This window comes from Cupriavidus sp. BIC8F, from assembly GCF_032465815.1.
Lineage (GTDB): Bacteria > Pseudomonadota > Gammaproteobacteria > Burkholderiales > Burkholderiaceae > Cupriavidus > Cupriavidus necator.
Map to the genome: position 1 here is coordinate 155,565 of NZ_CP136095.1, position 13,765 is coordinate 169,329.

Genomic DNA, 13,765 nt, shown 5'->3' on the forward strand with positions numbered 1-13,765 from the left:
GCCAGGCCGGGCGCTGCCCTGCCCGCGGGGCGCCAGCCGCATGCCAATGCCTTCCGCCATGTCATTCGAGAGCACAAACCCGATCCATCTCAAGCGCGCCGGCCTGAAGGCCACCTCGCCGCGCATGCGGATCCTTGAAGTGTTCCGCACCAGCGCCCGGCGCCACCTGAGCGCCGAAGACGTCTACCGCATCCTGCTGACCCAGGACGAGGACGCGGGACTGTCCACGGTGTATCGCGTGCTCAACCAGCTGGTGCAGGCCGACATCCTGCTGCGGCACAGCTTCGAGTCCGACCACGCCGTGTTCGAACTCAACGAAGGCGGCCACCATGACCACCTGATCTGCGTCGCCTGCGGCCGCGTAGAGGAATTCCGCGACGAGAGCATCGAGCAGCGCCAGCGCCAGGTAGCCGCCGACAACGCCTTTGTTTTGCGCGAGCACATGCTGGTGCTGTACGGTGTCTGCCCGCAATGCCGGGCCGGCGCCAATGAGGCCGAGCCCACGCCGGGGCTGCCCGCCCGCTCGTAAGCACCCCGCCGCCTCATGCCGCGCACCTGACGGAGCCATCCATGGAGCGCCTGAACAAACCGCTGTCCGAACTCAAACGCCTGCTCAACCTGTGCCTGCGGCAGGAACCCGGCTGCCACGACTGCCAGCTGCGCGCGGTCTGCGTGCACCGGCCCGACCACACCGGCTGCAACTGGAGCGCCGAAGTCGACTTCCCCGAACGCAGCGAAGCCGACGCCGTGCGTCACCTGCGCCAGGCACGCCGCGTGGTGATGATGGTGCGCGAGCAGTACAACGTGGCGGCGGGCACGGCGGCACAGGCCTGAACCGCAGGTTCAACGTTCGACCGCAACACTGCGGGCCGGCCGGGCGCCCTGCTCCCCCCCCGCCACCGGCCGCAACACCAGCCACACCGCCACCCCGATCAGCGCGCCACCCGCCGCATGCGCCCACGACAGTGCCTCGCCCAGGAACAGCGCGCCCCAGACAATGCCGAACGGCGGGATCAGGAAGGTGACGCTCAGCGAGCGCACCGGGCCCAGGTCGGCAATCAGGCGGTAATACAGGATGTAGGCCAGCGCCGTGCACAGCACGCCCAGCCCCAGCATGGCCGCCCACACGCCGGCTCCGGCAGCGGGCAGCGTGTTGTGGCGCCACAGCGCGGCGAGGCAGAAGGGCAGCAGGAACACGGTGGCGCCGACCATGCTGCCGGCGGCGACCAGCCGGCTGTCGAGCCCGCCGCGCTGCGTGATCCAGCGCCGCGCGAGAAAGCCGGACAGGCCGTAGCAGGCGGTGGCCACCAGGCAGGCCAGCGCGCCCAGCAGCACGTCGGCCGAGAACGCCACGGGTCCGGTGCGGGTCAGCACCGCGACGCCCGCCACGCCCAGCACCACGCCCGCGGCCTTGGCGCGCGTGAGCCGTTCGGAAAACGCCAGCGCGCCGATCAGCACGCCCATCAGCGGGGTCATGGCATTGAACACGGCCGAATAACCGGCCGGCAGCCACAGCGCGGCGATGGCGTACATGACAAACGGGATACCGGAATTGACCACGCCCAGCGCCAGCACCGCCGGCCATTTACCCTGCATATCCCAGCGCAGCTTCAGCAGCGGCAGGCATGCCGCCAGCGTGAGCGCGCCGATCAGCACCCGGGCGAAGGCGGTCGGCATCGGTCCCAGCACTGGCACACCGATGCGGATAAACAGGAAACTGGCGCCCCAGATGGCGGCCAGGGCAAGCAAGCGGGCGAGATCGGCGGGTTTCATCAGGGGAACCGGGAGGCGCCGGGCAAGCTGGCGCGGGTTGAGGGTCGCCGCGATTTGACGCCTGTGCAGCGCATACCGCAAGCCGGATTCGGACCTGTGCCCCGCCGTCGCCACGCTGGCGGCCCGCTTTCCGCCTGGAATTTGAATGATGTTGACGGATCTACGACATTCTTGAGCGCCGTTCTCCGCACAATATCACGCAAACTCGTCACTTTTCTTACCAGAGCCTTTCATCATCACCCCACGCTGGAGGGGGCGCTGTTACCGACGCGTGACAAGCCGCCTTCGATTAAATTAAACTCTGGTCTGCGCCAGAGTTAATTGACCCCTCCGACGCATTCCCGACAAGCCGCCAGGGCTCCTGGCGGCTTCTTTTTTGTCCGAACGGGTAAAATGCGCCTTGCCCGGCGCATCGAGCACTGCCAGTCCAACAGGATGACAGGCTGCCACGCCGCCGGCGTCACAACGCCTGCAAACCCCGAGCTCCGGACAGCGCCTGCGTCAACCGGCGCGGCGTCTGCCGCGTTGCCAGTCCACATGAAACGACAGTTCCTGGGCCTGCTGGCCCGCGTCTACGTCCTGCAATTTGCGCTCGAAGTCCCGGCTACGGTGGCGATGCTTGCCGACATGTTGCTGGAATACGGCTTCCAGGTCGATATCGGCTCAGTGCGCCCGTTGCTGCGCGCCCTGCAAATGGAAGGCTATCTGGAAAGCGTGCTGCGCGACGGCATCGGCCGGGTCTACCTGCTGACCGAGCACGGCCGCGAAGAACTGCAGGCCAGCCGCAAGCGCATCGACGATCTCTACCGCCGCCTGCACGCCGGCCAGCCGGCCACCGACGAAGTGCCGCGCCCGGCCTGATCCGGCCAGGGCGGCCGCCGCGGCGCGGGGAGCGTACCCGTTTCTGCGGGCCATCCCCTCCCCGCCGGGCGCGCCTTGTGCCTTACTTCTTCTCTGCCTTCCCTTCGTAGCGCTTGCTCCATTCAGCCAGGATGCGGTCGCGGTTGTCGCTCGCCCAGCGGAAGTCGTTCTTGATCAGGCGCTTCTCGTAGTCGGCGGGCAGCAGCGCGTCGGGCTTGGCAATGCCGGGCACGGCCAGCACGGCAAAATTCTTCTCATACAGCGCCATCGCTTCGCGCGAGGCCGAGAAGTCAGCCAGCTTGCGCGCGGCGTCCAGGTTCTTGCTGCCCTTGACGATGGCGGTGGCCTCGATGTCCCAGCCCAGGCCTTCGCTCGGCAGCACGATATCGATCGGCGCGCCTTCCTTCTTCGACTTCATGGCACGGTACTCGAACGCAATGCCGATCGGGAACTCGCCCTGCGCGGCCATCTTGCACGGCTTGGAGCCCGAGTGCGTGTACAGGCCGATGTTCTTGTGCAAGGCATCCATGTACTGCCAGCCCTTCTGCTCGCCCATCATCTGCAGCCAGGCGCTGACATCGAGGAAGCCCGTGCCCGACGAGGCCGGGTGCGGCATCACCACCTTGCCCGCGTAGATCGGCTTGGTCAGGTCGGCCCACGAGGTCGGCTTGGGCAGGCCCTGCTTCTGCGCCTCCACGGTGTTGAAGCAGATCGCCGCGCCCCACACGTCCATGCCGACCCATGCCGGCGGGTTGGCCGGGCTGCGGTACTTGGCATCGATCGCGGCCAGGTTCTTCGGCGCATACGGGTCGAGCATGCCTTCCTTGTCCAGGATCGCCAGGCTGGAGCCGGCCAGCCCCCACACCGCATCGGCGCGCGGCGCGGCTTTTTCCGCCAGCAGCTTGGCGGTGACGATGCCGGTGGAGTCGCGCACCCACTTGATTTCGATATCGGGATGCACCTTCTCGAACGCAGCCTTGTAGGCGGCGATCTGGTCGGCTTCGAGCGCGGTGTAGACCGTCAGCACGGTGGCGGCGCTGGCATTACCCGCCAGCATCGGCAGGGCGGCCGCGGCGGCAAGCGCCGCGACAAGGTTGGTGATGCGGGACATGGTTTCTCCTTGGGTTCGGTGAGTGTTCCGGAATGCAGGGGTACGGCGAATCGGGCAAAGGTCAGCCGGCACGCCAGCGTTGCGCGCGGCGCATCCAGCCGGCCGAGACCGCGTGCAGCAGCAAGGCCGCCAGCACCGAGGTCAGCAGGATCAGCGTCGACATCGCGGCAGCGGGCGCGGTGTCGCCGGCATCGTCCATGTTCAGCACCGAGATCGCGGCCAGCACGGTGTCGGGGCTGTACAGGAAGATCACCGCCGAGACCGTGGTCATTGACGACACGAAGAGGTAGCGGAAGATATCGAGCAGTGCCGGCAGGCACACCGGCACGGTCACGCGCCAGCACGTCACCAGCGGCGCCACCGCGAGCGACAGCGCCGCGGCCTCGAACTCGTTGTCGAGCTGGCGCAGCGCCGCGGCCGCGGTCAGGTGGCCGGTGGTGTAGCAGTGCGCCACGTTGCACAGCACCAGCAGCGCCATGGTGCCGTACAGCGCGTGCAGCGGATTGCCAGGCGCGTTGAAGAAGAACACATAGCCCAGGCCCAGCACCAGCCCCGGCACCGCCATCGGCAACAGGAAGCCCGCGCGCAGCACGCCGTGCAGCCAGGCCGGGCCGCGCGTGCGCAGCGTCAGCCAGGCGCCCAGGAAGATCGCCGCCGTGCCCGCGAGCGCGGTCAGCGCCGACAGCTTCAGGCTGTTGCGGTAGGCCAGCCAGCCGCCGCCGTCCATGTTGTCGAAGTCGTAATGCGCCAGCGTCGGGCCCAGGTTGTACGGCCACAGCTTGACCAGCGACGCGCCCACCGCGGTGGCGATCACTGCCAGCAGCGCGGCACTGACCAGCGCCACCAGCAGCAGGCACGCGCTGTCGCGGCCGCGCTCGGGCGCCGGCACATACACTTGCGCGCGGCTTCCCATCTGCGTGCGCTGGCGCTGCTGCATTGCCATGTCCACGGCAAAGGTCAGCAGCGCCGGCGCCAGCAGCAGCATGCCGATCAGCGCGCCGCGGTCGAACTGCTGCTGCCCGACCACCGCCTTGTATGCTTCCAGCGCCAGCACCGGGTAACCGCCGCCCACCACCTTGGGTACGCCAAAGTCCGTGATCACCAGCGTCAGCACCAGGCAGGCGGCGGCGAACAGGCCCTGGCGCGCGCCCGGCAGCGTGACCGTGCAGAAGGTGCGCCACGGGCTGGCGCCCATCGTGCGCGCCGCTTCATAGAGGCGCGCATCGGCCAGCGACAGCGTCGCCACCAGCACCATCAGCGCATGCGGGAAGGTGTAGAAGGCCTCGCCGAGCACGATGCCCCAGAAGCCATAGATGCCCCCCGCGCCGAATGCTCCGCTAAAGATGCCCTGATTGCCGAACAGGTAGACCAGCGCGATCGCCGGCAGCAGCGACGGCGCAAACAGCGGCAGCAGCGCAATGCCGCGCCACAGCGGCCGCAGCGCGATGCAGGACCGCTGCAGCGCATAGGCAAAGCCAAATGCCAGCGGCACCACCAGCGCCACCACCGCCAGCGGCACCGCCACGCTGCGGCCGAGCATCGGCAGGAAGTTGGGGCTGGTCACCAGCGCCGCCATGCGCGCGCCCAGCGCCCATTGGCCCGCCGCATCGAACCAGGCCTGGCGGAACAGCGCCAGCAACGGCAGCAGCAAGCCGACGGCCAGCCCGGCCAGCCAGAGCCACTTCATCGCGGCCGGGGCACCGTGCGCCAGCCGGGAGGCCAGGCCGGTGCCGCGCGAGGATGCGGCCTGCGTGCCCGGGTGCAACTCGACCGTGGCTGCGGCGCGCATCATGCAAACACCCGCAACGCCTGCGCGGGCAGCGCAATCCAGAACTTGTGGCCGCCCGCGTCGGGCAGCCGGTGCCGCGCCTCGCGCGCCACGTCGGCAAACAGGGTCAGCCCCGGCAGGCGGTCCGCTTCCAGCGCCAGCCGGTAGCGGTTGCCGAGGTAGGTCTGGTCGATCACGCGCGCCAGCAGCCGGTTGGGCTCGGCGGGATCCGGGTCCAGCCGCACCGCTTCCGGCCGGCAGCACAGCCGGCCGGCGGATGCCGCCGGCTGCGGCGAGTCAACCAGGAAATCGACGGCCTGGCCGCCCTCGCCAACGGTGAAGCGCCCGGCCTGCGCGCTGCGCCCCGGCAGCCAGTTGGCCTGCCCGACAAAACCGGCGACAAAGGCCGACGCCGGCTGCTCATAGATCTCGGCGGGGGTGCCGGCCTGCACGATGCGCCCGCCGTCCATCACGGCAATGCGGTCGGCCATGGTCATGGCCTCTTCCTGGTCGTGGGTGACCATCACGGTGGTGATGTTCAGGCGGCGCTGCAGCTGGCGCAGCTCCAGCCGCAGGTGTTCGCGCACGCGCGCGTCGAGTGCCGACATCGGCTCATCCAGCAACAGCAGCGAAGGCGCCGGCGCCAGCGCACGGGCCATCGCCACGCGCTGCTGCTGACCACCGGAGAGCTGGCCCGGGAACTTGCGCTCGCTGCCGGCCAGGCCGACCAGGCCGAGCATCTCGGCCACGCGCGCGTCGCGGTGCGTGCGTCCCATGCCGCGCCCGTGCAGGCCATAGGCCACGTTCTGCGCCACGGTCAGGTTGGGAAACAGCGCATAGGACTGGAACAGGATGCCGTAGTCGCGTGCCTGCGGCGGCAACCTGGTCAGCTCACGCGCGCCGGCATGGATGCGTCCTGCGTCCTCGCGCTCAAGTCCCGCGATGATGCGCAGCAGCGTGGTCTTGCCGCACCCGGACGGGCCCAGCAGGCACAGCAGCTCGCCCTGCCCGACCGACAGCGACACGCCGTCCAGCGCCACAAAGCTGCCAAAGCGCTTGCTGACCTGCTCCACCGCCAGGAACGCCCGGCCCTCCGCGGACTTGCCTGCCTGCATGACCGAATCTCCGCAATCTCAATTGAATCGGTCGCCAGCATAGGCAGCGCAGATGCCAGCCGTGTGGCAGATCGGCAAAGTATTTCGATGGAGGTATCGGGGGATTTGGGATGGGGCAGCGGCGCGGGCGCGCCGGCAAGTTATGAATGGTGCCCCTGGACGGCTATGACTCGCGCAGCGCAGTGGCGCCCGCAGACGTGGGGGGCGGCACCCGAATCCCCTGTTCCAGGATCTCCCGCAGCGCCTGCTGCGGCACCGCCTGGCTGAACAGGAACCCCTGCAGCCCGTCGCACCCCTGCGCCCGCAGGAACTCGAACTGCGCCGCCGTCTCCACCCCTTCGGCAATCACCTTGAGGTGTAGCTGGTGGCCCAGCGCGATGATCGCCGCGGCCACCGCCTGATCGTGGCCGGGGGTGGCCACGTCGTCGACAAAGGACTTGTCGATCTTGAGGCGGCTGATTGGCAGCCGGGTCAGGTAATTGAGCCCGGAGTAGCCGGTGCCGAAGTCGTCGATCGACAGCCCCACGCCCAGCTCGCGCAGCCGGCGGAAGGTCTCGATGGTGGTCTCGCCGCCGTCGACCAGGATGCCTTCGGTGACTTCGATCACCAGCCCCTGCGGCGGCAGGCCGGCCTGCTGCAGGCAGCGCGCAACGGTATCGGGGAAGTTGGCCTGGCGCAGCTGCAGCGGCGAGATATTGACCGCGACCTCGATCTCGCTGCCCAGCGCCTGGCGCAGCGCCTGGATTTCGCGGCAGGCAGTGGCCAGGGTCCATTCGCCCAGCGGCGCCACCAGGCCGCTCTGCTCGGCGATGGGGATGAACTCGGCCGGCTGCATGGCGCCGCGTTCCGGGGTGTTCCAGGTAATCAGCGCCTCGACGCCGGTGATGGCCAGGGTCGCGGCATCAACGATCGGCTGGTAGCGCAGCCGGAACTCATCGCGGGCGAGCGCGCGCCGCAGCAGCCCTTCGATGGTGAAGCGCGCCAGCGAGGCCTCGGCCATGGCGCTGGCAAAGCGGCGCAACTGCGCGCGGCCGTCGTGCTTGGCCGCGTAGACGGCCGAGTCGGCAGCCTTGAGCAGCTCAGTCAGGCTATCGCCATCGTCCGGGAAGATCGCCATGCCGATCGACGGCGTCACGCGCAGGCGCTGGCCGCCGGCCTGCAGTTCTTCATTGACGCGCACCTGGATCTTGGCGGCAATCAGCTCGGCTTCGCTGTCATGGCGCAGGCCGCCCAGCACCACGCCGAATTCATCGCCGCCCATGCGCGCCACCAGGTCGCCCTGCCGTACCGTGCCCTTGAGGCGGTCGGCCATGGTGCGCAGCACGTCGTCGCCAACCGGGTGGCCGAGCGAGTCGTTGATGTGCTTGAAATGGTCCAGGTCGAGCAGCAGCAGGGCCACGCGCTCGCCGTGGCTGCGCGCGTGCAGCAGCAGCGCCTGCGCGCGCTCGCTCAGCTCGGCGCGGTTGGGCAGGCCGGTCAGCGGGTCGTGCAGCGCCAGGTGTCGGATGTACTCGTCGACGCGGAGGCGCTCGGTCAGGTCGTAGCCGATGGCCTGGTAGCCAGGCGATGGCGCGGGCCGGGGCTCGGCACCATCGGCGGGACCGGCTGGCGCTGCGTCGGCGGCCGCAGCCTCGATGGGCGCCGGCAAGGCGAACACCGCCAGTTGCACCGGCATGCGCGAGCCGCCCTTGCGCACCCAGGTCCATTCGCGCTCGTCGGTCAGGCCAAGCCGTGCCTTGGCCATCAGGGCGGGCAGCCCCGGCGGCACCGGCTCGCCCAGTTCGCCACTGAGCATGCGGGCATGGTCGGCCAGTTCGTCGGCAATATGCAGGCCGGTCATGTGCATGTGCCCGACCAGCTCCGCGGAGTTGTACCAGAGCATGCGCTGGCCAGCCGCGTTGATGCCGGTGATCAGCCCGTCCTCATCGAAGGTGATGACGCAGAAGGCGGCATGGTCGAGCAGCCCGGCATAGCGCGCGGCCTGCACCGCGGCGGCCCGCTGGGCGCGCCGTTCCGGCTCCAGGTCCGTGACCGCCCACAGCCAGTGCGCGGTGCCGCCGCCGGCCACAGGCAGGCGCGCGGCGCCGGCGCGCAGCGCGAAGCGGCTGCCGTCTGCGCGCACGCCCGCCAGTTCACGGTGGGCCTCGGCCCCTGCCGCAGCGCCGCTGGGGACTACGCCGGTGGCGCCGGGTACCAGGGTGTCCAGGCTGCGCCCGGCCAGTGCCGCCGGATCGGCGCCGAACAGTTGCCCCGCCCGCTCGCTCGTGCGCACCACCACGCCCTCTGCATCGGCCAGCAGGAAGCCGTCGGCCGACTGCGCCATGCACGCCTGCAGCATGGCATTGTCATCTTCCCAGGCATGGACGGCCTGCGCTTCGCGCTGGCGCGCGGCGCGGCCCTGGCGTGCCAGTGCATGGGTGAGCCACGCCAGCAGCAGCGTGGCCAGCGTGCCCGCGGCCAGCACCAGGTATGCCTGCCGCGGGCCATGCGCGGCTTCGAAGGCGGGGCGCGTGGCGCCGCGCAGCGTCCAGGTGACGCCGCCATACTGGAGCTGGCGCTCGCCCTGCAGCAGCGCGGCACTGCCGTCCTCGCGGCGCTCGCCCTCGGTCGGCCCGCCGGACAGCATCGGCCCGAGCGCGGCCGGGGAGCCCTCATACAGCGACAGCTCCAGTTCCGCCGCCGCCGGGGCACTGACCGCGCGCATCAGGTCGCCCAGGCGCAGCGACACGTAGACATAGCCGAGCACCGCCTGGCGCCGCTGCGCCACCGTGCTGACCGCCGCCTCCCCGGCGTAGACCGGCAGGACTACCAGCGCGCCGTGCTGGCGCTGCGCCGCCTCGGCTTCGCGGATCAGTGCCAGGCCGGGCGTGAGCCGCGGTTCGCCGCTGTCGCGGGCGGCTTCCAGCGTCGCCCGGCGTGTCGGCTCGGACAGCATGTCAAAACCGGCTGCGCGCGTGTTGCGCCCGTCCAGCGGTTCGATATAGAAGATCGGTGCGTACAGGTCGCGCTTGCCGCCGGGATGAATGTCGTAGTCGGCAAGGCCGTCGGCACGGGCGGCGTGCACCAGCCGCGGCACCTGCTGCAACGGCGTGAGCGGCGCGTAGCCGATCGACTGGGTGCCGGCGGGCAGGTCGTCGAGCTGGGCGGTATAGAGATAGTCGCGCCACTGCGCGCGCGAGGTGTCGGGGTTGGCGGTCAGCACGGCGGCCACGCCGCGCAGCAGGCGTTCGTTCTCCAGCATGCGCTCGCGCAGCGCGCTGCCGGCCTGGCCCAGCAGCGCGTCGAAATGCTGCTGCGCCTCACGGCGCTCGAGCCGCTCCGCCTGCAGCCATGCCCCTGCCGTCAACAGCGCGCCGCCGGCCGCGACCAGCAATGACAACAAGGCAGGGGAAAGCGAAGTCAGTCTCATGGTCGATCGGTTCCGGCATGCAGCAGGGGCATGCCGTCTGCGTGGACGTGCCTTCGCATTAACGGGGGACTATACCGTGGCACAGGCAGCCCGCACACCCCCGCCGGGGATGAACCCGTTCGGGGGAAAGACCGCATGCCCCACCACGGCGGGGTATGGTAGGGTTGCACCGGAGATGCCCCCCAGTACGGATGCCCCCAAAGTACGCGACAGTCCGCGCCACTAGTGCCCTGTTCCGTAGATACCTTGCCAAAATGAAATCATCCGGTTGACTGTCAGGCCAGGCGCGAGGAGGCGCCATAGCCGTAGCTATGGCAACGACGAGCAACGACGCATGGCGGGCAACTGGACGATTTCATGGCAAGGTATTTGCGGAACAGGACACTAAGGACCCTAGCAAAAATAACTTGAACAGTTGTCCTCGCGTCTATACGATGCGCACATGGATATCAGCGAGGCAGTCGAAGCGAAGTTTCGGGCCCTGCAGGCGCGCCTTGATGAGGCGACGTTGCGCCTATGGGCCGCCGCCGAAGCGCGCAGCCTGGGGCGTGGGGGCGTGAGTCTGGTGGCCAAAGCGATAGGCATCTCGCGCACCACGATCTATGCGGGACTGGCCGAACTCGAAGCGGCCGGTGGAGCGACGCGGGACATGACGGCCAAGCGCATTCGTGCCCCGGGAGGCGGGCGCAAGAGGCTAACTGAGCTCGATGCGAGGTTGTTGGAGCACCTGGATGCACTGGTGGAGCCGACCAGCCGGGGTGACCCGATGTCAGCACTACGATGGACGTGCAAGAGCACCACCCGTCTGGCCGAAGAGCTCAACCGGCTGGGGCATCGCGTGAGTCAGCGCACGATCTGCGATCTGCTGACGCAGACGGGCTACAGCTTGCAATCGGTGCGCAAGACACGCGAAGGCGCGCAGCACCCCGACCGCGACGCGCAGTTCCACTACATCGCCGACAAGGTGGCGCAGTATCAGCGCCAGCGTCAGCCGGTCATCTCGGTGGACACGAAAAAGAAGGAGCTGATCGGCGATTTCAAGAACGCTGGCCGCGAATGGCAGCCCAAGGGCCAACCCGAGCAGGCGCGTGTGCACGATTTCATCGACGATGAACTGGGCAAGGTTGCCCCGTATGGCGTCTATGATGTGACGGCCAACGAGGGCTGGGTCAGCGTGGGCATCAACCACGACACCGCCGAGTTCGCGGTTCAAAGCATCCGTCGCTGGTGGCTGGAGATGGGCCGTCCGTTGTATCCGAAAGCCAGGCGACTGCTGGTCACCGCCGACTGCGGTGGCAGCAACGGGTATCGTGTGCGGCTGTGGCGGGTGCAGTTGCAGCGACTGGCCGACGAACTCGGTTTCGCTGTGCAGGTGTGCCACTTTCCGCCGGGTACGAGCAAGTGGAACAAGATCGAGCATCGCCTGTTCTGCCATATCACGAACAACTGGCGCGGCCGACCGCTGTTGACGCGTCAGGTGGTAGTGAACCTCATCGGCAGCGTGAGTACCGCTGAAGGGCTGAAAGTGCGTGCGGAACTGGACGAGAACATGTACGACGCAGGTATCAAGGTCAGCGACGCCGAACTCGCTGCCGTGGCCATTGAGCGCGACGAATTTCATGGCGAGTGGAACTACCGCATCAAACCTCGAACATCTCGTCGCAAGACGTAATTGTTCAAGTTATTTTTGCTAGGATCCTAACGCCCCAACTGCGCCCTACATGCCCGTCTACACACCCACGCTGAAAGCGCGCATTGCGATCATCACCACGGTGCTGGCCGCGGTGTTCGGCACCGGCATCGTACTGACCGCCCTGTACGACGCCCACCGCGACCTGCACGAAGCGCTGCAGGTCCAGCAGGACTCCGTCGTCAAGCTGACCGCCAGCCAGCTCGACACCGCCATGAACGACCGCATCGTGCTGCTCTCGCACCAGGCTGCGCAACTCAGCGGCCTGCTGGCGCAGGCGCACGGCGCGCAAGCCGCGGCGGTGCGCGAGCGGGCGCTGGATACGCTGTCTGCAGCGATCCCGGTGCCGGCCGCGTTCAACGCGCTGCTGGTCGCCGACATGCAGGGCAACATCGTCAGCAACCGCGGCACCGGGGCGGACATTGGCGACCGCAGCTATTTCCGCGAGGCCGCCCGCTCGCTCGCGCCCGTGGTGTCGCCGCCCATCCGTTCGCGCACCAACGGCCAGATGGGGGTGATGGTGGCGGTGCTGGCGCCGAACCAGACCTTCGTCGGCCTGGTGGGCGGCTGGCTGGACCTGTCCAGCGCCAACTTCCTGGTCGAGATCCTGCACAACCGCCTCGGCACCACCGGCTACTACTGCCTGGTGTCGGCCGGCCCCGAGCCGGTCTACATCCGCCATCCCGACCCCGCGCAGGCGCGCCAGCCGGCGCTGGCCGTGGCCGATACCTGCGGCGAGGATGACAGCGCCGCGCCGCTGGAATTCCTCACGCCGGCGCGGCCGGTGATTGCGCGCTACCTGATGTCGAGCACCGGCTGGGAACTGGTGGCGCTGCTGCCCGCACGCGAGGCCTACGCACCGCTGCACCAGATGCAGCAGCGCTTCCTGGGCATGGCCGGGGTGGCCATGGCGGCTGTGGCCCTGCTGATCTGGCTGGCGGTGCGGCGCCAGCTGGCGCCGCTGGCGCGCCTGCACAAAGTAGTGCAGGCCAGCGCCAACGATCTGTCCGCGTTCGAGCGGCTGCCGACACGGCAGCAGCGCGACGAGATCGGCGACCTGACGCGCGTCTTCCTCAAGCTGATGCGCGACGTGCGCGAGCGCCGCCAGGCGCTGGACCGCAGCGAACGGCGCCTGCGCGCGGTGACCGACACGCTGCCGTCGCTGCTGGCCTTTATCGACACCGATGAGCGCTATGTGTTCAACAACCAGGCCTACGAGCGTGTCTTCGGCCTGAAGCCGGAGGAACTGCGCGGCAGGCACGTGCGCGAGATCCTGGGCGAGACCCGCTACGCGCGCGTGCAGCCATTCATGCAGCGCGCGCTGGCGGGCACTGCGGTGACCTTCGAAACCGAAGACAGCGACCCCGAATACCACTGCATGGAGAGCAGCCTGCGCCCGGAATGGAGCGCCGACGGCAGCGAGGTGGTGGGCGTGCATATCCATGTGCAGGACATCACGCAGCGCAAGCTGGAGACGCAGCGCCTGGCGCGCATGTCGCGCACCGACCACCTGACACAGCTGATGAACCGCAGCGCTTTCGAGGGCCAGCTGCACGCGGCGATGGTGCGCAGCCGCGAGCATGGCACGCTGATGGCCCTGCTGTACCTGGACATGGACCGCTTCAAGGCCGTCAACGATATTCACGGCCACGCCGCCGGCGACCAGCTGCTGCAGACCTTTGCCCAGCGCGTGCGCCGCTGCGTGCGCGAGCGCGAGCGCGACACCGTCGCCCGGCTGGGTGGCGACGAGTTCGCGGTGGTGCTCGAGGACATGACCCAGCCCGCCGCGGCACGCCGCGTGGCGCAGGCCATCCTGCAGGCGATGGGTGAGCCCTTCGACTTCGAGGGCGTGTCCGCCGACGTGGACGTCAGCATCGGCGTGGCGCTCTACAACGGCGGCCCGGCGCAGGACCGCGAACTGATGCGGCTGGCGGACGTGCTGCTATACCGCGCCAAGGGCGCGGGCCGCGGGCGCTATGAGATCGGCCCGCCGGAACTGGCGGGCGAGCTCAACCCGCAGTAGGCAGCCCCGGCCGAG

Annotated in this window: 10 protein-coding genes; 5 read left to right on the forward strand and 5 right to left on the reverse strand. The window is 68.9% G+C overall.

What is annotated here, in order from left to right:
- The first annotated feature begins 40 nt into the window (after nucleotides 1-40).
- Both fur and RS901_RS20925 read left to right on the forward strand, forming a co-directional pair.
- Nucleotides 41-529 carry a ferric iron uptake transcriptional regulator gene (fur, locus tag RS901_RS20920; protein WP_316155377.1) on the forward strand — a complete coding sequence of 163 codons (489 nt, stop codon included), beginning with the start codon at nucleotides 41-43 and terminating at the stop codon, nucleotides 527-529.
- Nucleotides 530-570: 41 nt separating this feature from the next.
- Entirely contained in the window at nucleotides 571-834 is a 264-nt protein-coding gene (locus tag RS901_RS20925; protein WP_316155379.1) for a hypothetical protein, read from the forward strand.
- Between the two features lie 9 nt (nucleotides 835-843).
- On the opposite strand, the gene RS901_RS20930 is transcribed toward RS901_RS20925, so the two are convergent.
- A complete protein-coding gene (locus RS901_RS20930) occupies nucleotides 844-1,773 on the reverse strand; it encodes a DMT family transporter (RefSeq protein ID WP_316155381.1) in 930 nt (309 codons plus the stop codon).
- A 537-nt stretch (nucleotides 1,774-2,310) separates the two neighbouring features.
- On the opposite strand from RS901_RS20930, the gene RS901_RS20935 reads away from it, so the two are divergent.
- Complete coding sequence (locus RS901_RS20935) at nucleotides 2,311-2,634, forward strand: PadR family transcriptional regulator (RefSeq protein ID WP_316155383.1); 324 nt, start codon at nucleotides 2,311-2,313, stop codon at nucleotides 2,632-2,634.
- A gap of 82 nt (nucleotides 2,635-2,716) precedes the next feature.
- Here the strand turns inward: RS901_RS20935 and RS901_RS20940 are convergent, their stop codons facing one another.
- The 4 genes from RS901_RS20940 to RS901_RS20955 form a co-directional block, all read right to left on the reverse strand.
- Entirely contained in the window at nucleotides 2,717-3,745 is a 1,029-nt protein-coding gene (locus RS901_RS20940) for a putative 2-aminoethylphosphonate ABC transporter substrate-binding protein (RefSeq protein ID WP_316155385.1), read from the reverse strand.
- Between the two features lie 61 nt (nucleotides 3,746-3,806).
- Nucleotides 3,807-5,534 carry a putative 2-aminoethylphosphonate ABC transporter permease subunit gene (locus RS901_RS20945; RefSeq protein ID WP_410054228.1) on the reverse strand — a complete coding sequence of 576 codons (1,728 nt, stop codon included), beginning with the start codon at nucleotides 5,532-5,534 and terminating at the stop codon, nucleotides 3,807-3,809.
- Nucleotides 5,534-6,628: a putative 2-aminoethylphosphonate ABC transporter ATP-binding protein gene (locus tag RS901_RS20950; protein WP_316155389.1), complete on the reverse strand. Its 1,095-nt coding sequence runs from the start codon at nucleotides 6,626-6,628 to the stop codon at nucleotides 5,534-5,536. The genes RS901_RS20945 and RS901_RS20950 overlap by 1 nt, the downstream gene beginning before the upstream one ends.
- A gap of 163 nt (nucleotides 6,629-6,791) precedes the next feature.
- On the reverse strand, nucleotides 6,792-10,037 hold the full coding sequence (locus tag RS901_RS20955; RefSeq protein ID WP_316155391.1) for a bifunctional diguanylate cyclase/phosphodiesterase: 3,246 nt from the start codon (nucleotides 10,035-10,037) through the stop codon (nucleotides 6,792-6,794).
- 442 nt (nucleotides 10,038-10,479) lie between these two features.
- Here RS901_RS20955 and RS901_RS20960 point away from each other — a divergent pair, with 442 nt between their 5' ends.
- Together RS901_RS20960 and RS901_RS20965 are read left to right on the forward strand one after the other, a co-directional pair.
- The gene (locus RS901_RS20960) at nucleotides 10,480-11,709 is read left to right on the forward strand and encodes an ISAzo13 family transposase (protein WP_316149395.1); all 1,230 of its coding nucleotides are present in this window, start codon (nucleotides 10,480-10,482) and stop codon (nucleotides 11,707-11,709) included.
- Between the two features lie 49 nt (nucleotides 11,710-11,758).
- Entirely contained in the window at nucleotides 11,759-13,750 is a 1,992-nt protein-coding gene (locus tag RS901_RS20965) for a sensor domain-containing diguanylate cyclase (protein ID WP_316155394.1), read from the forward strand.
- Nucleotides 13,751-13,765 lie beyond the last annotated feature (15 nt).

Bases quoted from the DNA above. Each gene is read 5' to 3' on its own strand.
- RS901_RS20930 (WP_316155381.1), bottom strand. From the start codon at position 1,773: ATGAAACCCGCCGATCTCGCCCGCTTGCTTGCCCTGGCCGCCATCTGG.
- fur (WP_316155377.1), top strand. From the start codon at position 41: ATGCCAATGCCTTCCGCCATGTCATTCGAGAGCACAAACCCGATCCAT.
- RS901_RS20925 (WP_316155379.1), top strand. From the start codon at position 571: ATGGAGCGCCTGAACAAACCGCTGTCCGAACTCAAACGCCTGCTCAAC.
- RS901_RS20950 (WP_316155389.1), bottom strand. From the start codon at position 6,628: ATGCAGGCAGGCAAGTCCGCGGAGGGCCGGGCGTTCCTGGCGGTGGAG.
- RS901_RS20940 (WP_316155385.1), bottom strand. From the start codon at position 3,745: ATGTCCCGCATCACCAACCTTGTCGCGGCGCTTGCCGCCGCGGCCGCC.
- RS901_RS20935 (WP_316155383.1), top strand. From the start codon at position 2,311: ATGAAACGACAGTTCCTGGGCCTGCTGGCCCGCGTCTACGTCCTGCAA.
- RS901_RS20955 (WP_316155391.1), bottom strand. From the start codon at position 10,037: ATGAGACTGACTTCGCTTTCCCCTGCCTTGTTGTCATTGCTGGTCGCG.
- RS901_RS20945 (WP_410054228.1), bottom strand. From the start codon at position 5,534: ATGCGCGCCGCAGCCACGGTCGAGTTGCACCCGGGCACGCAGGCCGCA.
- RS901_RS20965 (WP_316155394.1), top strand. From the start codon at position 11,759: ATGCCCGTCTACACACCCACGCTGAAAGCGCGCATTGCGATCATCACC.
- RS901_RS20960 (WP_316149395.1), top strand. From the start codon at position 10,480: ATGGATATCAGCGAGGCAGTCGAAGCGAAGTTTCGGGCCCTGCAGGCG.